The sequence below is a fragment of the Clostridium sp. 1001271st1 H5 genome (assembly GCF_005845215.1).
Taxonomy (GTDB): domain Bacteria; phylum Bacillota; class Clostridia; order Lachnospirales; family Lachnospiraceae; genus Enterocloster.
Genome location: NZ_SPHO01000001.1, coordinates 661,097 through 685,170, shown reverse-complemented (window position 1 = coordinate 685,170; position 24,074 = coordinate 661,097). Strand labels below are relative to the sequence as shown.

At 44.9% G+C, this 24,074-nt stretch carries 29 protein-coding genes; 3 read left to right on the top strand and 26 right to left on the bottom strand.

What is annotated here, in order from left to right; all coding sequences use genetic code 11:
• Positions 1 to 54: 54 nt before the first annotated feature.
• From FGS84_RS02955 to dinB, 13 genes are all read right to left on the bottom strand, one after another.
• Positions 55 to 1,290: a site-specific integrase gene (locus FGS84_RS02955; RefSeq protein WP_117477966.1), complete on the bottom strand. Its 1,236-nt coding sequence runs from the start codon at positions 1,288 to 1,290 to the stop codon at positions 55 to 57.
• Between the two features lie 34 nt (positions 1,291 to 1,324).
• Positions 1,325 to 1,489 carry a DUF6290 family protein gene (locus FGS84_RS02950; protein WP_227081569.1) on the bottom strand — a complete coding sequence of 55 codons (165 nt, stop codon included), beginning with the start codon at positions 1,487 to 1,489 and terminating at the stop codon, positions 1,325 to 1,327.
• 96 nt (positions 1,490 to 1,585) lie between these two features.
• Positions 1,586 to 1,798, bottom strand: coding sequence for a DUF6462 family protein (locus tag FGS84_RS02945; protein ID WP_015567913.1), 213 nt, complete (start codon positions 1,796 to 1,798; stop codon positions 1,586 to 1,588).
• Positions 1,791 to 2,222 (bottom strand): type II toxin-antitoxin system PemK/MazF family toxin, encoded by a 432-nt coding sequence (locus FGS84_RS02940; RefSeq protein WP_138304152.1) that lies wholly within the window; start codon positions 2,220 to 2,222, stop codon positions 1,791 to 1,793. Before FGS84_RS02940 ends, FGS84_RS02945 begins: the two co-directional genes overlap by 8 nt.
• Positions 2,223 to 2,225: 3 nt before the next feature.
• On the bottom strand, positions 2,226 to 2,594 hold the full coding sequence (locus FGS84_RS02935; protein ID WP_138304154.1) for a recombinase family protein: 369 nt from the start codon (positions 2,592 to 2,594) through the stop codon (positions 2,226 to 2,228).
• An 11-nt stretch (positions 2,595 to 2,605) separates the two neighbouring features.
• Entirely contained in the window at positions 2,606 to 2,935 is a 330-nt protein-coding gene (locus tag FGS84_RS02930) for a helix-turn-helix transcriptional regulator (RefSeq protein WP_158564467.1), read from the bottom strand.
• Positions 2,925 to 3,077 carry a hypothetical protein gene (locus FGS84_RS02925; RefSeq protein WP_243129821.1) on the bottom strand — a complete coding sequence of 51 codons (153 nt, stop codon included), beginning with the start codon at positions 3,075 to 3,077 and terminating at the stop codon, positions 2,925 to 2,927. The genes FGS84_RS02930 and FGS84_RS02925 overlap by 11 nt, the downstream gene beginning before the upstream one ends.
• Before the next feature lie 62 nt (positions 3,078 to 3,139).
• On the bottom strand, positions 3,140 to 3,547 hold the full coding sequence (locus FGS84_RS02920; protein ID WP_008395282.1) for a recombinase family protein: 408 nt from the start codon (positions 3,545 to 3,547) through the stop codon (positions 3,140 to 3,142).
• Positions 3,548 to 3,697: 150 nt separating this feature from the next.
• A complete protein-coding gene (locus tag FGS84_RS02915) occupies positions 3,698 to 4,045 on the bottom strand; it encodes a helix-turn-helix transcriptional regulator (protein WP_008395283.1) in 348 nt (115 codons plus the stop codon).
• Between the two features lie 168 nt (positions 4,046 to 4,213).
• Positions 4,214 to 4,417 (bottom strand): hypothetical protein, encoded by a 204-nt coding sequence (locus tag FGS84_RS02910; RefSeq protein ID WP_226801081.1) that lies wholly within the window; start codon positions 4,415 to 4,417, stop codon positions 4,214 to 4,216.
• Between the two features lie 176 nt (positions 4,418 to 4,593).
• Positions 4,594 to 4,848, bottom strand: a complete 255-nt coding sequence (locus FGS84_RS02905; protein WP_004611568.1) for a hypothetical protein — start codon at positions 4,846 to 4,848, stop codon at positions 4,594 to 4,596.
• Positions 4,849 to 4,853: 5 nt separating this feature from the next.
• A complete protein-coding gene (locus FGS84_RS02900) occupies positions 4,854 to 5,096 on the bottom strand; it encodes a LexA repressor (protein WP_077326115.1) in 243 nt (80 codons plus the stop codon).
• Positions 5,097 to 5,138: 42 nt separating this feature from the next.
• Positions 5,139 to 6,389, bottom strand: a complete 1,251-nt coding sequence (gene dinB, locus FGS84_RS02895; protein ID WP_138304158.1) for a DNA polymerase IV — start codon at positions 6,387 to 6,389, stop codon at positions 5,139 to 5,141.
• A 235-nt stretch (positions 6,390 to 6,624) separates the two neighbouring features.
• Between dinB and FGS84_RS02890 the strand changes: the two genes are divergently transcribed.
• Both FGS84_RS02890 and FGS84_RS02885 read left to right on the top strand, forming a co-directional pair.
• Positions 6,625 to 7,359, top strand: a complete 735-nt coding sequence (locus FGS84_RS02890) for a S24 family peptidase (protein WP_138304159.1) — start codon at positions 6,625 to 6,627, stop codon at positions 7,357 to 7,359.
• A gap of 92 nt (positions 7,360 to 7,451) precedes the next feature.
• Positions 7,452 to 7,652 (top strand): helix-turn-helix transcriptional regulator, encoded by a 201-nt coding sequence (locus tag FGS84_RS02885; protein WP_008395289.1) that lies wholly within the window; start codon positions 7,452 to 7,454, stop codon positions 7,650 to 7,652.
• Between the two features lie 379 nt (positions 7,653 to 8,031).
• Here FGS84_RS02885 and FGS84_RS02880 read toward each other — a convergent pair whose 3' ends face one another.
• The 6 genes from FGS84_RS02880 to FGS84_RS02855 are packed head-to-tail and all read right to left on the bottom strand — an operon-like array spanning position 8,032 to position 14,682.
• The gene (locus tag FGS84_RS02880) at positions 8,032 to 8,400 is read right to left on the bottom strand and encodes a metal-dependent transcriptional regulator (protein WP_138304161.1); all 369 of its coding nucleotides are present in this window, start codon (positions 8,398 to 8,400) and stop codon (positions 8,032 to 8,034) included.
• Positions 8,401 to 8,412: 12 nt separating this feature from the next.
• The gene (locus FGS84_RS02875; RefSeq protein WP_117908549.1) at positions 8,413 to 10,122 is read right to left on the bottom strand and encodes an ABC transporter ATP-binding protein; all 1,710 of its coding nucleotides are present in this window, start codon (positions 10,120 to 10,122) and stop codon (positions 8,413 to 8,415) included.
• Positions 10,109 to 11,878 carry an ABC transporter ATP-binding protein gene (locus tag FGS84_RS02870; protein WP_138304163.1) on the bottom strand — a complete coding sequence of 590 codons (1,770 nt, stop codon included), beginning with the start codon at positions 11,876 to 11,878 and terminating at the stop codon, positions 10,109 to 10,111. Before FGS84_RS02870 ends, FGS84_RS02875 begins: the two co-directional genes overlap by 14 nt.
• Before the next feature lie 4 nt (positions 11,879 to 11,882).
• Positions 11,883 to 13,355 (bottom strand): energy-coupling factor ABC transporter ATP-binding protein, encoded by a 1,473-nt coding sequence (locus FGS84_RS02865; protein WP_118711467.1) that lies wholly within the window; start codon positions 13,353 to 13,355, stop codon positions 11,883 to 11,885.
• On the bottom strand, positions 13,352 to 14,077 hold the full coding sequence (locus FGS84_RS02860; protein WP_117485010.1) for an energy-coupling factor transporter transmembrane component T: 726 nt from the start codon (positions 14,075 to 14,077) through the stop codon (positions 13,352 to 13,354). Before FGS84_RS02860 ends, FGS84_RS02865 begins: the two co-directional genes overlap by 4 nt.
• A complete protein-coding gene (locus FGS84_RS02855) occupies positions 14,074 to 14,682 on the bottom strand; it encodes an MptD family putative ECF transporter S component (RefSeq protein WP_008395298.1) in 609 nt (202 codons plus the stop codon). Before FGS84_RS02855 ends, FGS84_RS02860 begins: the two co-directional genes overlap by 4 nt.
• A 180-nt stretch (positions 14,683 to 14,862) precedes the next feature.
• Here FGS84_RS02855 and FGS84_RS02850 point away from each other — a divergent pair, with 180 nt between their 5' ends.
• A complete protein-coding gene (locus tag FGS84_RS02850; RefSeq protein WP_138304165.1) occupies positions 14,863 to 15,834 on the top strand; it encodes an AraC family transcriptional regulator in 972 nt (323 codons plus the stop codon).
• A gap of 453 nt (positions 15,835 to 16,287) precedes the next feature.
• Here the strand turns inward: FGS84_RS02850 and FGS84_RS02840 are convergent, their stop codons facing one another.
• The 7 genes from FGS84_RS02840 to FGS84_RS02805 all read right to left on the bottom strand — a co-directional run bounded on the left by FGS84_RS02840 (position 16,288) and on the right by FGS84_RS02805 (position 24,038).
• Complete coding sequence (locus FGS84_RS02840; protein WP_044930365.1) at positions 16,288 to 16,701, bottom strand: sigma-70 family RNA polymerase sigma factor; 414 nt, start codon at positions 16,699 to 16,701, stop codon at positions 16,288 to 16,290.
• A gap of 485 nt (positions 16,702 to 17,186) precedes the next feature.
• Positions 17,187 to 17,555, bottom strand: a complete 369-nt coding sequence (locus tag FGS84_RS02830) for a metal-dependent transcriptional regulator (protein WP_008395306.1) — start codon at positions 17,553 to 17,555, stop codon at positions 17,187 to 17,189.
• Positions 17,556 to 17,566: 11 nt separating this feature from the next.
• On the bottom strand, positions 17,567 to 19,315 hold the full coding sequence (locus FGS84_RS02825; RefSeq protein ID WP_055941747.1) for an ABC transporter ATP-binding protein: 1,749 nt from the start codon (positions 19,313 to 19,315) through the stop codon (positions 17,567 to 17,569).
• Positions 19,316 to 21,100: an ABC transporter ATP-binding protein gene (locus FGS84_RS02820; RefSeq protein ID WP_138304167.1), complete on the bottom strand. Its 1,785-nt coding sequence runs from the start codon at positions 21,098 to 21,100 to the stop codon at positions 19,316 to 19,318. It lies immediately after the preceding gene.
• A 126-nt stretch (positions 21,101 to 21,226) separates the two neighbouring features.
• A complete protein-coding gene (locus FGS84_RS02815; RefSeq protein ID WP_138304170.1) occupies positions 21,227 to 22,693 on the bottom strand; it encodes an energy-coupling factor ABC transporter ATP-binding protein in 1,467 nt (488 codons plus the stop codon).
• Positions 22,690 to 23,442: an energy-coupling factor transporter transmembrane component T gene (locus FGS84_RS02810; protein ID WP_008395312.1), complete on the bottom strand. Its 753-nt coding sequence runs from the start codon at positions 23,440 to 23,442 to the stop codon at positions 22,690 to 22,692. The genes FGS84_RS02815 and FGS84_RS02810 overlap by 4 nt, the downstream gene beginning before the upstream one ends.
• Entirely contained in the window at positions 23,442 to 24,038 is a 597-nt protein-coding gene (locus FGS84_RS02805; RefSeq protein ID WP_138304171.1) for an MptD family putative ECF transporter S component, read from the bottom strand. The genes FGS84_RS02810 and FGS84_RS02805 overlap by 1 nt, the downstream gene beginning before the upstream one ends.
• Between the last annotated feature and the right edge of the window lie 36 nt (positions 24,039 to 24,074).

Sequence of the window (24,074 nt, the reverse complement as noted above, 5' to 3'; positions counted from 1 at the left end):
TCAATTGCCTAGCCCTCAAATCAGAGGACTCTTTTCTATATTATATTGTTGTTTCTAAAACACATCCATGTTCTTGGCAAGTTTCTCCAAAGCCTCTCTAGTAACCTCCGGATTTGCCTCCGCATAAATGTTCATGGTTGTGCTGACATCTGCATGTCCCATTACTTCTTGAATAACTTTTACATTGGTTTCGTTCTCACAAAACCTCGAAGCAAATGTATGTCTAAAAATGTGACATGAAAACCTGGGCAACATTATAGGTTCTCTCTTCTTTTTCTTTGCCTCTACCTCTTCTTCGGCATTGTGAGTATCAACGATTCTCTTGATTGCACGATTTACTGCCTGCGGATTATGTGGATTTCCAAACCGATTAGTAAATATAAAGTTTGTCATTCCATCAACCTCTGCAACACAAAAACCTTCTTCCTGCTGACGCTGATATTCAGACTTGAGCACTTCATACACCGGTCCCATCATTGGAATTGTCCTTATTCCTGCTTCTGTTTTAGGTTCTGAAACCCGAAACTCACACTTAAATGAATTGTCAGATCTTGTGTAATAAGTAAGACTATGGTTAATATTGATTGTTCGTTTCTTCATATCAACATCGTCCCATCTGATGCCTATTGCCTCACCGATTCTGCATCCAGTTCCAAGCAGAAATACAAAAAACGGATACCAATGGAAGAAAAACGGATTCTTTGCAACATAATCAATAAATTCTCTCTGTTGCTCTACTGTCAGTGCTCTTCGACTCTTTCTAGCACCACCGTTTCTTTTTTTCACCTCGGCATAAGCTCCATTTACAGGATTTCTTCTTATAATATCATCTCGTACTGCCAGCTCAAATGTAGGTCGCAATACAGTATTGATACTCTCCAAAGTATTTACCTGCAATCCCTTGTTCGTAATCAAATCCGTATAGAAAAATAAGACATCAGAATACTTCACATCCTTAATCTTTTTCTTTCCGAACGTATCCCTGATAAAATGATCCCATGTATATAAGTAATTTGCTTTTGTAGTGCTTCGCAACTCCGTCTTGGTAGAAATATATCTATCAAACAAAAAATTTACATCTGCACTTCCAGCAACATATACATTTAACCCGTCCATCTGGTCACGAACAAGTTCGTCTTCTTTCTGCCTAAGTGTTACAAGAGATTTCGCATATATCGTCCTTTGTTTTCCCAATGGATCAGTATAAATATATGAATACCTACCATCAGTTTTACGATAATGCTCTCCTTTTCGTAATACTCTTCCTTTACCATCTTTTCTACAAGCCATCTTTTCTCCTTTCTCAAAAAGAAAAGAGCCTGCATTACTTCTGGTCAGCCATTAGTTTCTCTAACACTGCCATTTTAACTACTTGCGTCATAGTCATGTTATGATTTTTGGTGTATTCAAGCAGCAATTCATGTTCTTCACCATTCAGTCTGATTGTAATCCTCTTATCAGCAGGATTTTCAGCCTTTGGTCGTCCCATCTTTGCCAATATATCACCTCCATCTGAACATAGTATACTTTATGTCAGACATAAAGTCAAGTATATTAATGCAAACTCTTTCATATTCTTTTCAATTTATTTGTAGAATTCCTCGTCTTCTATATGAAATGTCTCCAGATATTCATCAAGAATATCAAGGTTCACAAGCACCAGTCTATTCATCTTATAACATGCTTTCGCATCCTTAGCTAACTGCTGGAACTTTGATAAACTCATTGAGTACATCTCTGCACCCTCTGGATATCTGACAAATCTCTTGTTATTTGTTTTCTTCGTTCTGTTATCCATTTTGTTTCATCTCCAATTCCTCTAATACCATCTTGCGTGCTACAGGTAACAGATTAAGCTGCATTATCATCGCTCTATCCATTGCTTCCCTAATCTCCGATTCTCCCGGAATGTACCCCGACTTAAAACGGACACATCCCTTATTTAAAGTTTGAATATCCTCCGGCATAAAATCAGATCTGTTGCTCAATGAGTGCCCTCTTATTTCTGAAGGCTCAACTATCACATGCACAGGATTATCTTTCAGTTTTGATGATAATGGAACAACTGAAATCTGAGGTGCACCACCATGATTACTTGCATCACACGAGACTACAATTCCCGGTCTTATTCCCCCTTGCACACCATGCGGATTTCGACCAAAATCTGCATATACAACATCAAACTTTTTATATTTGTCATATCGTTTTTTATTCTTATTCATAATCTAAAACCCCCTTAACTGCATAGCCAGCCTGCCATCATCTACTGTAACAATAATTCCTCCGGCAGCCTGAACTTGCGCTACTTTTATAAATGCGTCAATAAGATTGTCTGTAATAACACTCATGTTTGCGACTATTACACCATCTACCTGCTTTTTTCTAATCTTATCCACAATCTGATGCCACTGTCTGTCCACATCATTCTGTGAAAATCCATGTCGGCGTTCAGTGCCAACAATCATGTATTCTTTATTTTTTACATACTCATGAATATATTTACTCTGCTTGTCCTCTAAGCGATCCACTATATCCAATGGTGCACTTACTGACAGATACTCTATACATTCAATCGTCTTTTTCTTTCTTCTCATAGCCAAACCTCCTATGAAACAAGCATCTCTGCATTATCAAGCATCTCGTTAAATATCTTTTGAAAATATGCCTTCCTGCTATAATCCATTAATTCCAACCTAGAGTCTATTGAATTTTCTTTCTTACCCTCTGCCACATTCAGGATTGTATTAGCATCTACTTTGAAATAATCAATTATCTTAAATAGATTTGTGATACTTAATGCACGTTCTCCATTCTCATACTTTTTGATAGTTGACTCACTAATACCAAGCTCAGCAGCAAGGGCTTCTTTTGTAAGATTTCTTTGGATTCGTAACGACTTAATCACGATTCCAACTTGATAACCATCATATTTCATCGCTATATCCTCCATCGTCCTTTGCCATTTCTCTTAACATCTCTACAGCTGCATCTTCTGTTTCATACTGACCAAGCCACTTCCCTCTCGAATCATGTACTACTGTTCCGAATGCAGTCTGCGTAAATCTGCAATCCTTCACAGCCGGGACTTGTTTGTCCCGACCGGAATGAATTTCTGTTGTCGATCTACCAAAGGACTCCTTTAGCATCCAAAGTCCTCTGCATGAGATACAGTAATTGGCACTGGACCGACTTCAAGAGAATAGAGCCATATGCCCATATCTGTGATGGTCTTCACAAATTCCTCCAGATCATAAATGTCATCGGTGATCTCATTCAGGCTTCTGACTACTACAACCTCAAAATCTTCCTCTTTAAGTGTTGCAAAGAAAGCATTCAGTGCTTCTCTGTCATAGTCCCTTGTCATTGAGCGATCACAATACGCATCATTTATTATTACTCCATTAGGTATTGCCTGATCACGCATACTTTCAACCATCTGGACTACATTGAGTTCCGCTCTGCGTGACTTTACAAATGCAATACCCTTTGCAAGCTCCTGATTATCTGTACCTTCGTTTCCTACTAAGTTAAAATCTCTTTTTTTCATTTTGTTATCTCCTTTACGATTTCGTATTGGAGAGTTTTGGCGCCTCCACTCTCGTGGTGTGCTGTATCTCAAGCACAAGTATATTGTAATCTGCCACACCTTAATTGCCGACCGTGTACAGGCGACAATTATGTCGTGTAAACACGACAATCACTTTTCAACTGACACGCTTTTCATTGCTTTCATCATTGCAAGACACTGTCTTATCTGCAATTCATCCATATCTGAAAGAACATCCATTGCCTCAGATAATAGTTCCGACTTTTCTTCATTCTTTCCATACATTATGAAATCAACAGATACACCAAGTACGATTGCTAGATTATCTAATGTCTGTGTCTTAAAATCTCCACCATTTTCAATCGCAGATAATGCTTGTCTGCCTATACCTACTCTATGAGCTAACTCATCCTGTGATAATCCTATCTCCTTTCTTCTATCAGCAATTCGTATTCCTCTCTCATAATCCTTTTCTCTTGTCTGTGCTTTACTGCTCATAAATCCTCCTTGCCGCCCTTGGAAACGAACAAGTCGGATTACCTTTACAGCACAAAAAGACGCACGAGGAAACCAGTATCATAAATACTGTTCGTTTCCCCTGCGTCTCTGGTGCTTCCATCTTTTGATGTGCCCTTATCAGGTGGGCTATAATTTAATTTTCAATCGTTATATTCTGAAAGTTCCATTCTCAGAATGTTCCTTCATCATTCCCTCGGAATACTTCTTGAGTATCATCACTCGCTTGCATCTGTCACACTTAATTCCAATATTCTGAAGTGCCACAGCGGAATCATCACCGCATACAAAATATTCCATCATTAACTTGTTGCATTTTTTACATCTAATTTCTATAACATTTTCTTTGTTCAATTCAGTTCGCTCCTTATTCATACAAAATCATCAATCTACAATTCTGTACTCGTAAAGGAAAGGGAAATCACCTTTGCAAGCCTTTTGCCGAGAGTTCCGATGAATGTCTGCACATTCCCCGGCTTTGCTGATCTAAAGCCAACTGATATGAATTGTGCTGTAAGCACACAATCACATCAGGCTCCGGCTCTTTCCATAAACCACATATTGTTATCTTCATAGAAAAGGAATATTTCCTTTCCATCTACCACGCAGGTATAACGCTCTCCAACGCCACCAGCCCTTGTACTGGCTGCTCTACGCTTGTCTTTTACTCGTGTAATCTCATACTTTCTGCCATCTTCCCATGTTATCTCTTTGGGAATGAGCAGTCCGTCCTTTGAAAACTCTGCAAGTACATCAACATATACCTTATTGCTCAATGTAATCACCTTCCTTACAAGATTGCTATTGCTCTGGAAGCATCCATCTTCCTTGCTATATAGCCTTTTTCTTCTAATATTTTCAGATGTGCATAAACACTTGAAGTCGATGCCACCCCTACCATCTTGCATATCTCCCTGATAGTAGGAGCATAGCCATTCACACGCTGATATTGCATAATGCTTTCATACACATTCTGCTGCTTCTCCGTCAATGGTGCTCTGTCTACCAGATTAATTCTTGCTGCTTCGCTCATGTTCCGCCTCCCTCTTCTTTACTCTATTGGCACTTCTCGTTGCTAACCTGAAAAGTACCCATGTGGATGTACTGTGTGTTCTTCTTTTGCATTGACTGCCGACAGAATCCTGTCCCGGTACATAAGCCCTCTCTGTATGCTGTAAAATCCAAATCTTCTGCGAATCTCATCCACAGCATTATCCATCTTCATCTGCTTTTCCCGTTTCTCCACACTTGAGAACAAATCTATCTGCTCCCAATAATTATCTGTTACCAGATCTGCACCTCTGACACCAACACTACGGATTGGTTTGCTCCAGTTATAGTTTTCCTTAAATATCTGATATGCGTATGCAGCTATTTCTCCGGTAATATTTGTCGCATGGTCAATCTTTTTATGACGGGTAAAAGAGAATAATTCATTATCCCTGACACTTATCTCAACCACTCTGCACCGGAATCCATTCTCACGAAGTCTTGCTGCAACACTCTCAGCCAGAATATAAAGAACAATCTTTACATCCTCATCGCATACTAAATCCTTTGGTGTCGTTGTGCTGTTTCCCACCGATTTGATTGGAGCGTGGGTATTCTCCAGCTTGACAGGTGAATCATCATAGCCATTAGCAAATGACCATAAGATACTGCCCATCTTTCCAAGGTGACTGTTAAGCACATCTTCATCTGTTCTTGCAAGATCACCTATGGTTTTAATACCAAATAATGCAAGCTTTCTGTTCGTACTTTTGCCAACGTATAGAAGATCTGCCACCGGAAGCGACCAAGCCTTCTGCTTAAACTCACTCTTATACATAGTAGTGATAGCATCCGGCTTCTTGTAGTCAGAACCCAGCTTTGCAAATATCTTATTGAAAGAAACACCAACACTCACTGTGATGCCAAGCTCTGACTTCATTCTCCTGCTGATTTCCTGTGCGATAAGCAATCCATCCCCTTTAAGGGAACTGCTTCCTGTCACATCAAGCCAGCACTCATCAATCCCATATGGTTCCTGTCTGTCCGTATATTCTGCATATATCTCATGAGCCATCCTTGAGAACCGAAGATATAAGTCCATTCTTGGTGATACAAATGTTATGTCCGGACAGACCTGCTTTGCCTGCCAGAGTGCCATTCCTGTTTTCACACCGTACTTCTTGGCAATATAGTCAGCTGTTAAGACAATCCCATGTCTTGCCTCCGGGTCTCCGCCTACTGCCAATGGCTTTCCTGCAAGCTCAGGATGATGCAAATGTTCAATCGAAGCATAACAACAGTTGATATCTGAATGAAGTATTACCCTGTCTCCCATCTGCATAACCTCCTGTATTTAATCAGTCTCTACCATAACCTTTAGTCCAAGTATATGAGTAATGTTTCTTACAGTGCATAGTATAACCCCAAGAATAATCGACTGTCAACGGACATATGTGTCCTTTTTCTCATTATATTGGATTTTTAGCTTGAATAATTGGTACTGTTGCTATATACTATGGAGTGAAAAGAGACATTAGAAATCAACAAAATGAAAGAAAAGAGGCGTATTTATGTACTCAATCGGAGAAATCATTTCATCATATAGAAAAAAGAAAGGCTTGCTCCAGCAGGATCTCGCTGATGAATTAGCTAAGGAAGGTGTTACCATTTCCTACAAAGCTATATCTAACTGGGAAAGAAATCTTGCTGAACCAAGCGTTACCATATTTTACAAGGTGTGTAGAATCCTTGGTATTACTAATATGTATGAAGCATATTTTGGAGTAAATCCTGCTGATCCTTTTTCATCACTTACTGATGAAGGCAGGGAAAAAGCTATGGATTATATTAATCTTCTCCATGCGTCCGGATTATATGAAAAGCAGACTGCCAAAATTATTCCGTTCCGCTGCATTGATATTTTTGAAAATGCTGTATCAGCCGGAACCGGTAACTTCCTTGTAGACGGACCAAAAGAGACTGTATGTATAGATGAATCTATCTTACCGGAAGATACTACTTTTGGTGTCCGTATCAGTGGCGACAGTATGGAGCCTGAGTTTTCTGATGGTCAGATTGCATGGGTATTACAACAGGAATCTGTTGCTAATGGAGAAATCGGCATCTTCGCTCTAAACGGAGAAGCCTACATCAAGAAATTGCAAAACGATAAAGACGGAATCTTCCTTATCTCGCTTAATGAAAAGTATGCACCTATCCCCGTCGGAGAAGATGATCGTTTAGATATATTTGGTAAGGTTCTCGGAAAATGTAATCCTGCTGATATTGCTAAGAGTTACAAATAAGACCAGTGCCAATTAATGCAAGTCCTTTTTATTGGACACATGTTCTTGCATAATTAACACTAAGAAATCAGAATCTGAAAGAAGGAATTTTTATGGCGGTTGTCAACAATATCAAAGAAATCCGTGAGCAGCGTGGCATCTACCAGGATGAACTTGCTGAAGCTACCGGATACTGTACCAAAACCATCGGTCGAATAGAACGTGGGGAAAGCACCCCATCCGCAGAGTTTATGCTGCGGATTTCAAAATACTTTAATATGATGGTGGAAGATGTCTTCCATGTAGAAGATTGAGCTGGGCACATGATACCCAGCTCTATTACTATCTACTTTCAACATAAATTTTAAAAAGCGACGATTTTCGCAATCGTCGTCAGACTGTTCCTGTTGGGCGGTCTGACTTTTTTAACGATAGTGCAAACATCGTCAGAATTTGTCTGCGGTCAGGTTGTATCATAGCGGCTCCCTCCAGTAAGCCGCCGTATCCGCCAGCGTCAGCACGTCATTCCCTTTGAGGGCAAAAGAAACGGCGCCCTGATCTTTCAAAACCGCCGATAGAGCATCACATTTCTAAAATGAGCGCACGAAATTATCTGCCCCAGTCAACGTTTTTTTTCTTTCCCCGGACGGGGCAGATAACTTATTATGCAGAGCAGAGCGGAGCCGATGTGCGCTAATCGGTTCCTTGTACTTTCTCCTTCAGCTTTCGGAAAGATGTATCACTGATGGCGTGTTCAATCCGGCAGGCGTCTTGTTCCGCTGTTTCCTGATCGACGCCAGCAGCGATAAACTGCTCCATAAAAAACAAATGGCGTTCATAGATTTTCTCGGCAATCTCCCGACCTATGACGGTCAGATGAAGGAACCCATCATCATCCATGGTCAGAAAACCTCCATTTTTCAAAACGCCTACCGCATGGCTGATACTCGGTTTGCTAAAGCCCATGTACCGGGCAAGGTCAATGGAGCGGACCATGCCTTGCTTCTTTTGGAGTATCAGCACAGCCTCCAGATAATCCTCCCCGGACGCATGAATCTTCATCGTAGCCTCCTTTTAGGCGGAAAGCTGCTGTTCTGCGTTCCACATGGCAGCGTACTTTCCATCCTTTGCTAACAATTCTTCGTGTGTACCAGCTTCGGTGATCCGACCATCGGAAACCACCAGAATCTGATCGGCATTTTTTACGATGGATAGGGTATGTGCGATCATCACCACGGTTTTTTTCTCTTTCAGTAGATTCGCAATCGCCTGCTTTACCGCCAATTCATTCTCAATGTCTAGGGAGGCCGTCGCCTCGTCAAGCAGCAGGATCGGGCTGTTTTTCAAAATGGCACGTGCTATGGAAAGGCGCTGGCGTTCGCCGCCGGACAGGAGATTTCCATTTTCCCCAATCGGCGTATCATAACCCCTCTCCATCTTGCGGATAAAGCCGTCACAGTTTGCCTCTCGGCAGGCCACTTCAATTTCTGCGTCCGTAGCATCCGGACGGGCATGGCGGATATTCTCCCGCACTGTATCATCAAACAGGAACACATCCTGGTCCACCATAGAAATCTGGTCTAATACCCGTTCCGCAGCTATATGATTGATCGGTCTGCCTCCTATGGAAATCGTGCCGCCAGATACTTCATAGTATTTTGCAATCAGGTTCAGGATGGTAGACTTGCCGGAGCCGGAATCCCCCACAATGGCGGTCAGCTTCTGATCCGGCACAGTAAAGGAAGCCTGTTTTAACACCGGTTCCCCAGGAACATAAGAAAAGTTCACATGGTCAAATACAATCTCATGGGAGGCTGCCTGTAGCGGCTCCATGCTGCCGGTTTCTTCCGGTTCCTTCATCACAGCCATGATTTTATTTTTCGAGATCATCAGATTCTTATAGCTGGTGAGGTCTACAAAAATGGAATTTGCCAGCTTCGCACAGAACAAAGGCAGCATACAAATCAAAAGATAGGACACGGTATCTAAAGTTCCGGCTGCCCAGGGGCCATAGGCCGTCCAGATCACAACCGGGCAGGACAGCCAGCTCAAAATACCAAATCCCGCACCTATCGGGAGAACCTTGGCTTCATACACAAAGCTGATCCTGCTAAACTCCTGCATGGCATGGATCACGGTTTTGTTTTTCAGACCGCCAACGCCATAGGCCCGGAAAGTCTGGATACCGGATACATACTCCACAATGCTGCTGACATTCTCTGCACAAATATCGTTCTTCTCTTTGCCATACTTCGCTACCTGCCGGAAAGAAAGCCACAATCCGGGGATCAAAAGCAGGTCGGCAATCAGGAGGATCAGCCCGGCTGGAAAGTAGATCGTCATCACAAAAACAATCAACATCAGCGACAGGGCAAAGCTCTTTGCAATGTCCCCGATCTTATGGGTCAGAATTTTTTCATAGTTATTTACATCACTGGTAATGGTGTTGATATAATCGCCTGTCTGCCCTTGTGTAAACCGGGAAAGCGGGATACGCTTGAGATGGTCGCCCATAAACAAGCGGATATTTTTACTGACTTTTGCGCCGCCGATCTGTGCTTTGGTATAGCCATAGCTGTATATCAAAATACGGAGCAGAAAGATAAATGCAATAACACCTGTCAGGACCAGTACACGGTTCATATCAAACTGACCGTCCCATAAAAACCGCATGACGGAATAAAGCAGCATAAACAGGCTACCAGAGAACAGTCCCTCCAGGACAGTCCCTGCAACGCCAATATAAAACTCCCGGTTCTTCTTCCATACGTTATTTGGATTCATTCTGCCCGCCTCCTTCCAGTTGATAAGTAATTCCCCTCGCTGTTTCGTAGTCCTCCCATGCTTTCCGATAATAAGCGTTCTCTTTCCGCACTTCCTCATGGGTACCGACGCTGGTGATCGTATGATTCTCTACCACCGCCACACGGTCGCACATTTTCAAGGCGCTCAGCCTGTGCGCTACCACAATGACCGTCCTGCCTTTGCAGAGGTTCTGAATGGCCTTATCAATTTCCATCTGATTTTCCGGGTCAGAGGCGCTTGTCGCTTCGTCCAGAATCAGGATGGGAGCATTTTTCAAGATCGCCCTTGCAATAGCAATCCGCTGTTTTTCCCCACCGGAGAAACGGGAGCCGAAGCTGCCTACCTTTGTGTCATAACCATCCGGCAGCGACATGATGAAGTCATCAATCTGCGCCTCCCTGGCGGCAGCCCGTACTTCCTCCAGGCTGGCGTCTGAACCCATGCGGATATTTTCCAGTACACTGTCACGGGTAAGGAATGTCTTTTGAAATACAATGGCAATATTCTTCAGGATGGTATCGTAGTTCAGTTCATTCACGTTGATCCCGCCGATCAGCACCTCCCCCTCCTGCACATCATAAAACCGGGAGATCAGTTCAATCACGGTACTCTTGCCCGCGCCGGACTGTCCCACAAGTGCCATGCGTTCCCCATCCCTGATCTTGAGGTTGACGCCTTGCAGGACATCCGTTTTCCCATCGTAGGAAAAACGCACATTCTTAAGCTCAATATCATGGTTTTCCGGGAAGTCCATTCCGCCTTCATAAACAGGAACGTCCAATATTTCTTTTGTTTTGGTAATGGCACCCAGGACATTCGCAAAGTTTGTCCCCAATTCCTGCAAAGGCCGGATCTCCGTCAGATACATGGAGCCGACATAGACGAACAGCAAAAATGCACTGGCCGCCAGGGAGCCTTTCAGAAAGAACATCCCGCCCAGGGGAACCATCAGCAACATCCCACATTCGATCAGAACCACAAAGGTTGCGTAAGGAGGCCCCATTCTCCGGGAGGTTTCATTCCACATGGCATTCTCTTCCTGGATCGCACCGGAAAATTTCTGGAACGATTTGCTCCCCATGTTGTACGCTTTAATCAGTTTCATACCGCTGATATACTCGATCATAACGGAATTGAGCGTTGTAATGGATCGGTTCGCCCGGTCCATCAAATCGTCCGTATTCCGAAACATAACCCCCATTACCACAACGGCCAAAATCAACGGCACCAGGGAAACCAGTGCCAATGGGATATTTACTGTCATCAAATAAATGAAAATTGCTACCGGCCCTACCATATAGCACACAAGGTCTGGAAGGTTATGGGCTAAAAACAACTCCAGCTTTTCAATATCTTCATTCAGAACCGTTTTAATATCCCCGGTCCGCCGCTCATTCAATGTACCAAGGGGGACTTTTGCCAGATGTTCCGCCACCATGCAGCGCACCTTGAACAAAGCACCGTAAGCACCTTTATGGGCCGCCACACCGGAACACCCGAATAAAACAAAGCGCAGGGCCACAGAAACGGAGATCATCATTACCGTCTGTACGACAAGCTCTTTTGTGCAGATATGCTGGAAAGCGGCATCAATCAGGCGATAAATCCCGATATACGGGACAATGATACACAGGCCGCTTGCCATGGCCAGCAGGATTGCCAGCAGCAGCCAGATTTTTTGCTCACCGGCCCATTGAAGCAGCAGTGCAATCCTGTTTTCTTTTTTCTGTTTCATCACTTCACATCTCCTTTCTCTCTGAAACAGAGAACAGTTCCCGGAGCTTTTGAAGGGAATCCATCACAACAGGGATGTCATCCGGCATTTCCCCTTCATCAAAATGCAGGACACGGGAGCAGGTACGGCAGACAAATTCAAAATCGTGGGTGACAATAAAAATGATTTTCCCCTGTTCGGATAACCGTTTTATCAGACCTGCTACCTGCGCCATGCTGTCAAAGTCCAGGCCGCTGGTGGGTTCATCGAACACCAGCAAATCTTTTCCACAGATCATGCTGACTGCCACAGCCACACGTTGCTTCTGTCCACCGGAAAGCGTGTTGGGATGGCGTTCCCGGTAGGCTGTAAGCCCCAATTCCTTCATGGTTTCCTCTACTAAATCTTGATCCGGGTTTCGGATTCCGAAGGAACATTCTGCCCCCACACTCTCCGCAAACAATTCATAGTTCACATCCTGCATAACCATATAAGAGCGTTTCAACCTCGCCTTGTGTTCCATCGGCTGGTCGTCCCAAAGGAACGCGCCTTCACAGTCTTTATGAAGCCCACACAGGGCGCGGGAAAACGTGGTCTTTCCGGCTCCATTATGACCGACCACCCCAATGACTTCCCCCTTTGCCGCAGAAAGAGCAATCTGGTGTAGAATCGTCCGTTTTTTATAGCGCAGAGTAACATCATGGAGTGCTAATGTGGGAGAGGAAACAGGCGGATGACTGGCCGGAGGGAGCACCCTTGCCAGATCAACCGCCCGCAGCCCCATGTGTTCCCGTTCGGTTTCGGGCAGCCGGAGAAATTCCTCCGGCGTGAAAATCCTTGCTATTTCTCCATCTTCCAGATAAACAATGCGATCTGCCAGCTCCATCAGATAATAGAGTCTGTGCTCCGCAATCAAAATGGTTTTCCCCTGGCTTTTTATCAGCCGCAGATGTTCTTTCAATTCCTGGATAGAAGCCATGTCCAGATTCGAGGATGGTTCGTCCAGCAGATAGATTTCCGGGTTCATGGCATAGACAGACGCAAACGCGATTTTCTGTTTCTCCCCACCGGACAATTCAAAAATATTGCGGTTCCGTAGCTTTTCAATATGCAAATCTTTTGTTGTCTGTTCTACCCGTTCCTCCAGTTCCTTTACCGGCCTGGCTTCATTTTCAATTCCAAACGCAATCTCACTGTCCGTATCCACATTGAAAAACTGCGTCCGGGGATTCTGAAAGACGGAGCCCACCTTTGCGGCGATCTGATACATGGGCAGGTTGCTGATTTCCTGTCCGTCCACCAGCACACGCCCTTGAAGTTCTCCCTGGTAAAATTGTGGAATCAGGCCGTTTACCAGCCTTGTGACCGTTGTTTTTCCACACCCGCTACGGCCACAGAACAAGACACATTCCCCGTCTGCAATTTTCAGGCTGATTCCATGCAGACCGCCATGCTCCTGTCCCTCATAAGAAAATGATACATTTTCAAATTCAATCACCCGGTCACACCTCCCCGCATACATAATTCAAAAATAAAGAAAGCAACAGCAATCAACATCGCCATCCAATCTGCAATCCCGCATTTTATCTGGACAAGGCAGGTCCGGGGATTGGGATTCTCAATCCCGCGAGTAACAGAGGCAATGGAAAGCTCGTCCGCTGCTTTGGAGGCCATCATCATCAGCGGCACATAAATACACTCTACCGTCATCCCCGGATGGGAAAGGAATCCGCCCAGGGAGGGCGATACATCCCGCATCCGCATGGCGTCCTTAACAAAATGCCAGTCCTCCTGGATAGTTGGAATATAGCGCAGCATGACCGCAAATGTAATGACAAATTTTTTCGGGGCATGGATGCGGTTCATGGCAGATAAAAACTCGCTGACTTTCGTTGTGGACAGGACAATCCCTGCCAGCATCCCACAAGCATAAACTTTATGGTACAGTCCAAGGAACGCAACAAACATGGTCCGTAGCGTCCCCGTCATGGCCGCCATGATCCAGACCGTCAGTACACAGACCACGGCATAAAAGCAAACCCCTTTTATGGAATATTTCCACTTTCCGCAAAGCACTCCCAATACAGCAATCAGCAGGACAAGTGCAAACTGATACGAAAGGGAAGGTGCGAACATGGAACACAGTACGCACATTAAAATAAGAAAGAGCTTGGCCCGCGGGTCAAGCCAAAGCCCTTTCTGGACGGTGTTACCCATCATGCTGTAATACCTGCTTTTTCAAACTGCTTCTTCAGCATTTTGCAGCCCACAAATGCACTGATAGAAGCTGTTACAAGGAGAGCGGCAAACATGGCAATAAAGATTCCCGCGTTTGCGGTCGCCTGCATGGTGTCGATATAGCTTTGCTCGGTTCCATTTCCCAACATGGTCTGTGCCCAGCCCTGGGGATCAGCGAAGAAAACAAGGTACGACCCTGTTCCGCCCAGGGAGAAAAGGATATAGGACAGGCTGTTGATTTTCTTGCTCTTGTACTGCTTTGTACCGGCGACAAAATCCGCTACGACGGCCATAATGAGATAGCCCAGCGCAAACGCCCAGTGCATACCGGTGACAAACCAGATGATGGCCATTATAACGCCCATGATCGTGATACTCCAGCGCTTATGTACTTTTGCGATCATCAGCAGATAAACCGGCCCGGCAAGCAGAGCACTCCCGGCGGGCATGAAAAAGGTCAGCATCGGGTTGGTAGCAAAAAAGACGCCACCCACCATGATGAATACGAACAAAAGTGCGGTGAAAATCCCTGTTGTTACTAAGTCCTTGACGGACAATCCTGCCTTTGCATTTACTTGATTACTCATATTTTTTCCTCCTGCTTCAAGAACGGTTGACCTACCGCCTGAAATCTGTTATATTATGATTAGTTGCTGCTAACCACGGTCTATATGATACTAACTTTCCGGGCGGTCTGCAATACGTTCCGGGCATCTTCGTCCTTTCATTGCAAAGCTCCGTCCAATCGTTTCAAAGGAGGCCGTCATTTGAACAATAGCATTATTGCGGATTACTATGAGCCGCTTTTAACAGATAACCATTTTATCCCGGTAGATAGCAATAACCGCTTCAATTCTGCCGGACAATGCTGGCGGTTATCGCCTGAATTTGGGGAAGGCCTTTACTGGGTCTATGCGAAAAAAGACCTGTACGACATTAAAATCCACGATTTCTATTTTCACGAAGATTTCTTCATGGAATTTAACCTGCCAGAAGCCTTAAGCATTACCCAGTATGAATCTATCTCCGGGGAGGAATTAAATCCCTATCGGCAGATGTCTGCCGGATGTATTAAAGCCTTTATCGGCGGTTATAAGCCATACAAGGCGCTGATCCACAAAAAAATCCCCATCCGTTCCATCGGTATCGAAGTCATGCCGGCATACTATGAGGATTATCTCCAAAAGCAATATCCAGGGGATTATATCAGCCCGCTTGCAGCTTTCCGGCAGATCGATCAGACAACAGATTTCCCAGCTATGGCTAAATTGCTCCATGAAGTAAAGGTCTACCGTGGGGATGGGATTGCCGCAGGATTATTCTATGAAGCGAAAGTAGCCGAGGCCGTATCTCTTGTCGTGGAAGAACAGAAAAAAATTCTGTCCCGTAAAGAGAAACGTTTGTCCGAGCAGGATGTGGCGCAACTGAAAAATGTGATTGCTTATCTCAATGACCACTATGCTTTTGATATTCCATTAGAACGTCTTGCAAAAATCGCCTGTATGGGAACCACTAAGCTGAAAACATCTTTTAAGCAGCTGCAAGGCTGCACGATCACAGAGTACATTCAACAGCGCCGCATGAGCCAGGCAGAGCATTTGCTGATCGATACGGATTTCACAATGGGACAGATTGCGGAAATGATCGGTTACTCTACTTCTAGCCGGTTTGCGGAATTATTTCGCAAGAGTACAGGCCTCCTGCCGATTGAATATCGGAAAATGGCTCAGCAAAAATAAATTCACAATGTAATGCCACGACAGATCACTCTACAACGGAGTTTCAGTCGTGGCATTTTTCTGCTTTTCTTTACGGATATAGCCATTTTCCCCTTTCCAAATTGTAGTATTAGTAGAGAGAAAAATAGAAGGTAAGGCTTGATAACAAGCACAGCAAGCGAGTACCCGCTTGCGATTTTTCGTATTTTCAGATCTCTTGACCGAAAATGAAAAATGTTTGTTGAGATAATCTCAAACTCTTATGAAGAATGGAGGCAGCGCATGGCGAACCGGAAACGGAATATCCAGATGAATTTTTATGTCACAGAGAATAAAAAACGGCTCATAGATGAGCGGATAAAACTGCTAGCCTCCCTATTCGATTGTCAATGTACTTGATGAAGGAGGAAAACTTGTCCTTCTTATTAACACTGACAAAAAAAGCAAAAAACAGGCGCATCAAATGAAACTTTATCAAAAATATTTTCCGAGCTGCTTTAAGCCACGGCGGATACTGTCTCGAACACGGCTTGAATCTACACCTTCTACTTCGGCAATTTCATTTACCGTCATTCCCAGATAGTATCGGGCATAAATTCGCTTTGCCTGTTTCTCCGGCAGCTTCATCACAGCGGCATAGACCTGCTCCTGAAACTGTTTTTCCTCCAGAAGCATCTCCGGTGTCTGCGGCTTCAACAGCACTGCATTTTCAATGCCATTCTCGCAATCCAGAGAATACTGTGCTTTATAACGATACATCTTTCGCTCATACGCAGCCTCCGCACGTTCAGCTGCTCGAATAGTCTCCATTACTTCCTCTGTCACATCTACAAAAAAGTCTGTTGTATAAACATCAGGATAAAGCTCCCGAAGGTTAATTTTCTTCATTATGTACCTCCATTTCGATTCACGGGTGATTGACGGGTGAATCGAATGGAGGTGGGGAACGGCAGCGACGTACTTCGGGAACTTTCCCGAAAAATCGACAGCAAAAAGCGCCAGCTCCACACAATGGGAAACTGGCGCAACAAGAACAGTCATTATTATGCTGAATCACATGGAACGATAATGCCGATGCAATGCTATACTTGCCCGGAGGAGGGGCAATGCTTTTTTTAATTGATGTAGATCATGGGAGCTTTGAAAAAGCAAAAGAGACACGGCAAATAACCTCCAAGCGGCTACCGTGTCCCTGCAAGTCGTCATTAGTTTGTGTAAACGCAAAGAAACGGCGGCTCTGAAATTGTCCTTCAAAACCGCCGATTGAGTTCAAACCTTAAAATAGCGCACGAAATTATCTGCCCCAGTCAACGGTTTTTTTCTTTCCCCGGACGGGGCAGATAACTTATTATGCAGAGCGGAGCCGGTGTGCGCTAATCGGTTCCCCGCATTTTTTCCTTTAACTTCTGAAAGGATGTATCACTGATTACATGTTCTATCCGGCAAGCGTCCTGCTCCGCCGTTTCTCTGTCTACGCCAGCAGCCACAAGCTGCTCCGTAAAGAATTGATGGCGTTCATAGATTTTCTCTGCCACCTCCCGGCCTATATCGGTCAGGTGGAGAAATCCATCCTCGTCCATTGTCAGAAAGCCGCCATCCCGCAGAACGCCCACCGCATGACTGATACTCGGCTTTGAAAAGCCCATGTGCCGAGCAAGATCAATGGAGCGGACCATGCCCTGCTTCTTTTGAAGAATCAGCACAGCCTCCAGATAATCCTCCCCGGACGCATGAATCTTCATCGGTTCCTCCTTTATGCAAGGCTCCAGCCGGAAGCCTTTTTACGGATATTTACAAAATCCTGATAAATCCCGGCTTTTGCCATAAGCTCGTCATGGGTTCCCTGTTCGCTGATCCGTCCATCAGAGATCACCAAAATCTGATCTGCCTGACGGATGGTATTCAGGCGGTGTGCAATCACAAGTAATGTTTTACCCTTTACCAGCTCATTGATTGCCTCCTGGATATAGCTTTCATTATCGGTATCAACACTTGCAGTCGCTTCATCCAGAATGACAATCGGTGCGTCCTTCAAAATGCATCGGGCGATAGAGATTCTTTGCTTTTCGCCGCCGGACAGAGTAGCGCCGCCTTCACCTATGACTGTCTGGAATCCATCTGGCAGCGCCATGATAAAATCATAGCAGCGGGCTTTTTTTGCAGCCTCATAGACTTCTTCCTCGGTAGCGTCCGGTTTACCCATGCTGATATTGTTGTAAATGGTATCCTGGAACAAGTACACCCTTTGGAAAACCATGCTGATCTGTTCCATCAGTTCGGCGAGAGGTATATCCCGAATATCTGTACCGCGGATTGTCACTTTGCCGGATTTCACATCCCACAGCCGCGCCAGAAGGTTCGCAATCGTGGATTTGCCACCGCCAGACGGTCCCACAAGTGCGGTCATGGTATTCTTCTGCATAGAGAAGCTGATGTTGTGCAGGACTTCCTTGTCCTGATAGGCGAAGCCCACATCGCTAAATTGTACTTCTGGCTGATCTGGCTGTGCCTGTGACAGAATATGTTGATTTCCGTTATCGGGAAGTTCGGGCTCGTCCAAAACAGCTTCAATGCGGTCTAATGCGGCATTCATCACGGTCAGTCGGGTTGCTTCTCCATAAAGAGCTTTCAGAGGTCCAAAGAGATCAAAGACAAACAGCAGCACGCCCAAAAGATAAGCCAGGGAGAGTACGCCTTCCTGATGTAAAAAAACGGATAAACCGAAGATAGCGGCAATACCCACGCCATAGAGAATGTTTAAGCCAGTGGTCCACGGTGTCATTTTCTGCTCAAACTTCGTATTGACATCCCTTGATTTTTTGAAGTTTTCCGTTAATTCGTCAGATTTTTCTCCGAGCAGATTGTAACTTTTGATAACCCCAATTCCTTCAGCAAAAGACAAGACCGCATCCGTCAAATTCTCGCTTTGGTTTTGACGCCCGACAGCCTCCTTGAAGGAAACCTTATTCATATATTTTGCAACCAGTGATGCCAGCAAGGTAATGATTACCGCAATCAGCCCAAGTCTCCAATCCAGTACGAACATAAAAACAGCTAAAACCAAAGTAGACAGCATATAGCTCATCATGTTGCCAATGGTACTCATAGAAACTTCCTCAATGAATACCATATCCGTACTGAGAACAGAGCTGATTTTGCCAATATTCCCCGATGTAAAGTAACCCATCGGCATTTTTCTTAAATGATTTCCCAACTCCATCCGTTTATCAGCAAAGATCATAAATCCAGCGGCACTTTGCAGACGGTCGCTCAAATAGTGAACCACTGTCTGAACCACTACAACAGCTAATAATCCAAGTCCGACAAACAGACAGGTCTTTCCAGTCAGCGTATTATCAGCAAACCCGGCCAAGACGATAAACGCCATGAAGATCGGCATTTTGGAGAGAATGGACTCGACAAATGCACATAGAAATGCAGCCTGAATACGGCTTTTATACCTCCCGGAGAGGTTCAGGATTCTTGAAATCAATGCAAACATTTATCTTCCCTCCTTTGCAGTAGATACTTTCCACTCGGTGCTGTCCTGAGCCGCTTTCCACAACTTTTGGTATTCTGGGCAAGCTTGAATCAACTCCTGATGTTTTCCGGTTGCCACCATCTTTCCGTGATCCATAACGCATATTTGATCTGCGTTCATTATAGCGGGAAGTTTGTGAGCGATAACTACCAAGGTTTTTCCCTCCACCAGCTCCGCAATAGCAGCCTCCATTTTTTCCTCATTTTCTGGATCAGCATAGGCCGTGGCCTCGTCAAGCACTACAATCGGGGCATCCTTCAATATTGCCCGCGCCAGGGAAATCCGCTGGCGCTGCCCCCCGGAAAGCATTTTCCCCGCATCGCCCGCCATGGAGTGAATACCTTGCGGCAGCTTTTCCAGAAACTCCATACACTGGGCTTTCTTCGCCGCCTGCATTACTTCCTCATCGGTAGCATCCAAACGTCCAAGACGGATATTTTCCAGCAGGGAGGTGTTAAACAGGTACTGATCCTGAGCCACATAGGAAATGCGGCTGTTCAATGTCTCCAGGCTCATATCACAAAGTTTCTGCCCGCCAATGGAAATGCTCCCTTTCTGCGGGTCATAGTAGTGGATCAACAGTTTTGCAAGGGTGCTCTTGCCAGAACCGGATTCACCAACTAGGGCAGTTTTTTGTCCTGCTTGTGCCACAAAGGTAATATCGTGGAGGACTTCGTTTTCCGCTATTATCGGTTTCCCATCTGGGCCAGGCTGTGTCGTCTGATACGCAAAGGAAACATGATCGTAAGAAATGTTAAAATCCTGTCCGTGGAAATCATCCTCAGCAGCTTGCAGCGGTGCCGTATTTAACATCTGTTCAAGTGCCGTGATCTTATAATTCAGATTCGGAATCGTCTCCATAAAGCCCAGTGCTTTCAGGAGAGGAATCCCAATGCTGAGGGAAAGGCAGAGGACTAAAATCAAATCAGGTAAAGTGCTTATGCCACAGAGAACAAACCATGCCCCAAGAGGCAAAGTCAGAATAACAGTGCAGGGCAGTAGACTTCCGTATATCGCCATCCAGGGCCAGGCGGCCTTATACCATGCCAAGGTATAATCCCGATAGTCCGTTACATCCTTGCGGAAGTTCTCGTAAGATTCACTCTCCCGGTTGAAAACCTTGACAACCTCCATACCATTGATGTACTCAATGATCGTGTTGTTCATTTTCTGTGCAGACTGATAGTAGGGACCCATGCGCTTCATTCCAACAGAGTACATAATGACCATGGAGAGCAGGCTGATCGGGATAGAGGCCAAAGACATAAGAGCCAGTTTCCAGTCCGCACAAAACATAGCAACATAAATCATCAGCGGGATCAGTAAATTTGCGATACCCTCCGGGACTGAATGAGCAAGGAGCAATTCCAAGCTGTCCACATCATCGACAAACAGCTTTTTGATTGTCCCTGTCCCTTTTTCCTCCACAATGCCAAGGGGAAGTTTCTCAAACTTCTTTTGCAGAGATACCCGCAGCCGGAACAATGTGTTATATGCTGCTTTATGAGAAATTGATAATCCCCATCCATAAAAAAACGCCTGCAAAACAAGACAGATCAAAACCCCTATAACACGGAATAAAACAAATTCTGTTTCAACAGAATCGCCAATAACCAATGGCGAAATGACCTGATAGGCCAGCACAAAAGGCAGGATGCCCATAAGAACGCTGACCAGTACGACAACCGTGGCCACATACATATTTTTCTTATATGGCCCTGCGTACTCAAAGATTTTTTTGAACATAAGCCCTCCTTATATTGAGCCGTACTGTCTGTGCTTCAAAAACAAGAGGCCGCCAAAGTAAAGCGGCCTCTTATCATTATCTTTCTGTCCAGTCAAGGCGGCCCTGACATTCATAATTTCTAAAATTCACTGGCGGATTCGGAAAAAATCCAAAACCTTTTTACTGCCGGATTCGTCCAATGGATAGCTTTCTTTTACTTGCCCTTTTTCCATATGGACTACATACGAACATCCCGCCATCACCAACTCCGGATCATGCGTAATAACAAGAAGCGTTTTGCCCTGATCCGCGAGTGACTTCAAACTCCGCGCAACTTCCCGCATATGTTTGAGATCAAGCCCGCTTGTTGGTTCGTCAAACACAATGATCTCCCGGTTACTCACAATGGCAGACGCAATCGCTACCCGCTGTTTTTGCCCGCCAGAAAGAGAAAGCGGGTGCCTGTCTTTATATTCCAGCAGATCAAACTGTTTAAGGACTTTATCCACAACAGTTTCATCCTTGTTGTCCATGCTCAGAAGCACTTCATCCGCCACGCTTTCGGTAAATAGCTGATGGCTGGTATCCTGCATTACCATGTAGCAATGTTTGAGCCGGGCTTTCCAATCAAGGGTTTTCCCGTCAACCTGCAAAAAGCCACACTTCTTTTCCAGTCCGCAAATACAGCGGGCCAGAGTAGATTTTCCAGCGCCATTCAGACCGATAATGGCAATCGTTTCTCCAACAGGCAGTTCTGCACTCGGAATATGGAGACTTTCCGGTTCCCGCTTTTTATACGCAAAGCAAAAATTTTGAAATTCCATATGTTTAGCTGTATGCGCCTGATACTGATTCGCAGGCTTCAACTTCGAGAGAGAAAACGGCCGCAGCCCCATTTCTTTTCGAGTGCCATCCGATAAGCTGTCAAATTCAGCAGGCGTGTATTCCCGTTCAATCTCCCCATCTTTTACATACAGCACACGATCTGCAAGATCGTGAAGGTAGTAGAGGCGGTGTTCTGCAATCAGAATTGTTTTGCCCTGCTTTTTCCAGAGGCTCAGGACCTGCCGCAGGTCATCAATAGCAGCCATATCCAAATTAGAAGATGGTTCGTCCAGGACCATAATTCCCGGCAGCAATACACTTGATGAAGCACAGGCTATTTTTTGCTTTTCGCCTCCGGACAGAGCAAACACGCTTCGCCCCATCAAATCTTCAATATGATAATCGGAAACTGTCCGGTCAATCCTTTTCAGGATATCCTCCTGAGGATAGCCTAAATTTTCACAAGCAAAGGCTAATTCACTATCCGTATCCACGTTGAAAAACTGACTTTTGGGATTCTGGAATACAGATCCCACCATAGCAGCCAATTCATAAAGCGGCGTATCTGATACGCTTTTTCCGTCCAGAAGGACATCGCCCTCTAAATTGCCCTCGTAATAATGAGGCACCAGCCCGTTTACCAAACGGGTAATCGTTGTTTTCCCACAGCCGGATTCTCCCGTGAGTAAAACAAATTCCCCTGTGTTTATGGTGAGATTGACATTTCTAATCCCTCCGCCGCTGGATTCTTCACCATAAGAAAAAGAAACATTTTGAAAATCTATCATGGCAAAATCCCTCCTGCGGAAATTATCGGGGAAGCAATCGCCCAAAACACTACAAAGCAACAAAACAAGATCAGAACCACATCGGCAAAATTGAATTTAAGCTGGCAAATGTTTGTGCGTTTGACAGGAGCGCCGAGGCCACGGGTAATTGCCGCAGCGGAAAGTTCCTCACCGATTTTCACGGAGCAGGTAATCATCGGGATCAGCTTATACTCCAATATTTTTGAAGATTTTTTCCCTCCAAGTTTAATCCCACGCATTTTCATAGCGTCACTGATTGCTTCTGACTCCTGAAAGACAGTTGGAAAGAAGCGGAACATGACCGTTAAGGGGATCGTCACTTCTTTAGGCATATGGATTCTTTCCATGCCGGAAATCAATTCACTGACCGTTGTTGTTTTCACTGCATAGGCAGCAATCGCAACACTGGGAAGGATTCGGCAGAAGAATCCGGTTGTAAACAGAACGAGGAAATTCAATATCCCCGTAAGGTGCGGCAAAACATAAATTTGAACAGCATAAAAAGCAGAAAACACAGCAATATAGCCCACAGCTTTTACACATTGCTTCGAGGTAAGCAGCAATATAGCCGGAACCGTACAAAGAGCAAGGCGGATCAGCCCCATAGCTTCTCCGCCTGTTCCGCCCATGACAAAAATGCTTATGATGAAGATGAGCAACAGTTTTGTACGCGGATCGAGCCGTAACCCTTGTTCTGTTTTTTTGCTGAGCAGAATTTCCCGCGCCATTATGCAATACCGGCACGCTGGAAGTGCTTTTTGCAAATGGCTTTCCCAATCATACCTCCGACAAGGCCAAACGCAAAGCAGGCAACCAGCAGAATAGGCGCAATCCACATAGGCATATATGTATTAAGGGTAGCTGCATATTCAGCGCCGTATCCTTCAGTCAACATTACCATATAGCTTTCACGGTTCAGGAAAATGGGAGCAAAGTTGCCAAACACCCAGATGCTGAACACACCGCAGGAAAGAACTGTACTCTTTGCACTTTTGTAGTCCGCCTTTTTCAGGATCACGTCGGCCAACAGGCCGCCAACGAGACCAGTTACCATGGTAAGATAGCCGTTGCCGAAGAACACCATGATTAGGCCAATCAGGAAACCCATGATTGCAGTCATCCCGAATTTTTTAGCCTTTGTAACATACAGCATATAGGGGATGCCGCCAATCAAAGGGCACAGCACCGCCATCAGCGGAATAAAAATGGGGATGAAGCCAAGCATCGCCACCAGCATAACAATCACGACATAGATGACGGTGTAGATGCCGATAGTAATTAAATCTTTTCCCTCAAGCCGGGAACTTTTTTTCTGGGAACTCATACCAGTATCCTCCTTATCTCTGAGAAAATGAAAATG

Coding starts and splice junctions, on each gene's coding strand:
- FGS84_RS02815 (WP_138304170.1), bottom strand. CDS start 22,693: ATGATAGATTTTCAAAATGTTTCTTTTTCTTATGGTGAAGAATCCAGC.
- FGS84_RS02820 (WP_138304167.1), bottom strand. CDS start 21,100: ATGTTCAAAAAAATCTTTGAGTACGCAGGGCCATATAAGAAAAATATG.
- FGS84_RS02870 (WP_138304163.1), bottom strand. CDS start 11,878: ATGAAACAGAAAAAAGAAAACAGGATTGCACTGCTGCTTCAATGGGCC.
- FGS84_RS02840 (WP_044930365.1), bottom strand. CDS start 16,701: ATGAAGAAAATTAACCTTCGGGAGCTTTATCCTGATGTTTATACAACA.
- FGS84_RS02890 (WP_138304159.1), top strand. CDS start 6,625: ATGTACTCAATCGGAGAAATCATTTCATCATATAGAAAAAAGAAAGGC.
- FGS84_RS02940 (WP_138304152.1), bottom strand. CDS start 2,222: ATGAATAAGAATAAAAAACGATATGACAAATATAAAAAGTTTGATGTT.
- FGS84_RS02945 (WP_015567913.1), bottom strand. CDS start 1,798: ATGGATAACAGAACGAAGAAAACAAATAACAAGAGATTTGTCAGATAT.
- FGS84_RS02805 (WP_138304171.1), bottom strand. CDS start 24,038: ATGAGTTCCCAGAAAAAAAGTTCCCGGCTTGAGGGAAAAGATTTAATT.
- FGS84_RS02825 (WP_055941747.1), bottom strand. CDS start 19,315: ATGTTTGCATTGATTTCAAGAATCCTGAACCTCTCCGGGAGGTATAAA.
- FGS84_RS02830 (WP_008395306.1), bottom strand. CDS start 17,555: ATGAAGATTCATGCGTCCGGGGAGGATTATCTGGAGGCTGTGCTGATT.
- FGS84_RS02885 (WP_008395289.1), top strand. CDS start 7,452: ATGGCGGTTGTCAACAATATCAAAGAAATCCGTGAGCAGCGTGGCATC.
- FGS84_RS02935 (WP_138304154.1), bottom strand. CDS start 2,594: ATGAGAAGAAAGAAAAAGACGATTGAATGTATAGAGTATCTGTCAGTA.
- FGS84_RS02875 (WP_117908549.1), bottom strand. CDS start 10,122: ATGAATCCAAATAACGTATGGAAGAAGAACCGGGAGTTTTATATTGGC.
- FGS84_RS02950 (WP_227081569.1), bottom strand. CDS start 1,489: ATGGGACGACCAAAGGCTGAAAATCCTGCTGATAAGAGGATTACAATC.
- FGS84_RS02900 (WP_077326115.1), bottom strand. CDS start 5,096: ATGAGCGAAGCAGCAAGAATTAATCTGGTAGACAGAGCACCATTGACG.
- FGS84_RS02855 (WP_008395298.1), bottom strand. CDS start 14,682: ATGAGTAATCAAGTAAATGCAAAGGCAGGATTGTCCGTCAAGGACTTA.
- FGS84_RS02880 (WP_138304161.1), bottom strand. CDS start 8,400: ATGAAGATTCATGCGTCCGGGGAGGATTATCTGGAGGCTGTGCTGATA.
- FGS84_RS02860 (WP_117485010.1), bottom strand. CDS start 14,077: ATGATGGGTAACACCGTCCAGAAAGGGCTTTGGCTTGACCCGCGGGCC.
- dinB (WP_138304158.1), bottom strand. CDS start 6,389: ATGGGAGACAGGGTAATACTTCATTCAGATATCAACTGTTGTTATGCT.
- FGS84_RS02955 (WP_117477966.1), bottom strand. CDS start 1,290: ATGGCTTGTAGAAAAGATGGTAAAGGAAGAGTATTACGAAAAGGAGAG.
- FGS84_RS02810 (WP_008395312.1), bottom strand. CDS start 23,442: ATGGCGCGGGAAATTCTGCTCAGCAAAAAAACAGAACAAGGGTTACGG.
- FGS84_RS02920 (WP_008395282.1), bottom strand. CDS start 3,547: ATGAAAAAAAGAGATTTTAACTTAGTAGGAAACGAAGGTACAGATAAT.
- FGS84_RS02915 (WP_008395283.1), bottom strand. CDS start 4,045: ATGAGCAGTAAAGCACAGACAAGAGAAAAGGATTATGAGAGAGGAATA.
- FGS84_RS02930 (WP_158564467.1), bottom strand. CDS start 2,935: ATGAAATATGATGGTTATCAAGTTGGAATCGTGATTAAGTCGTTACGA.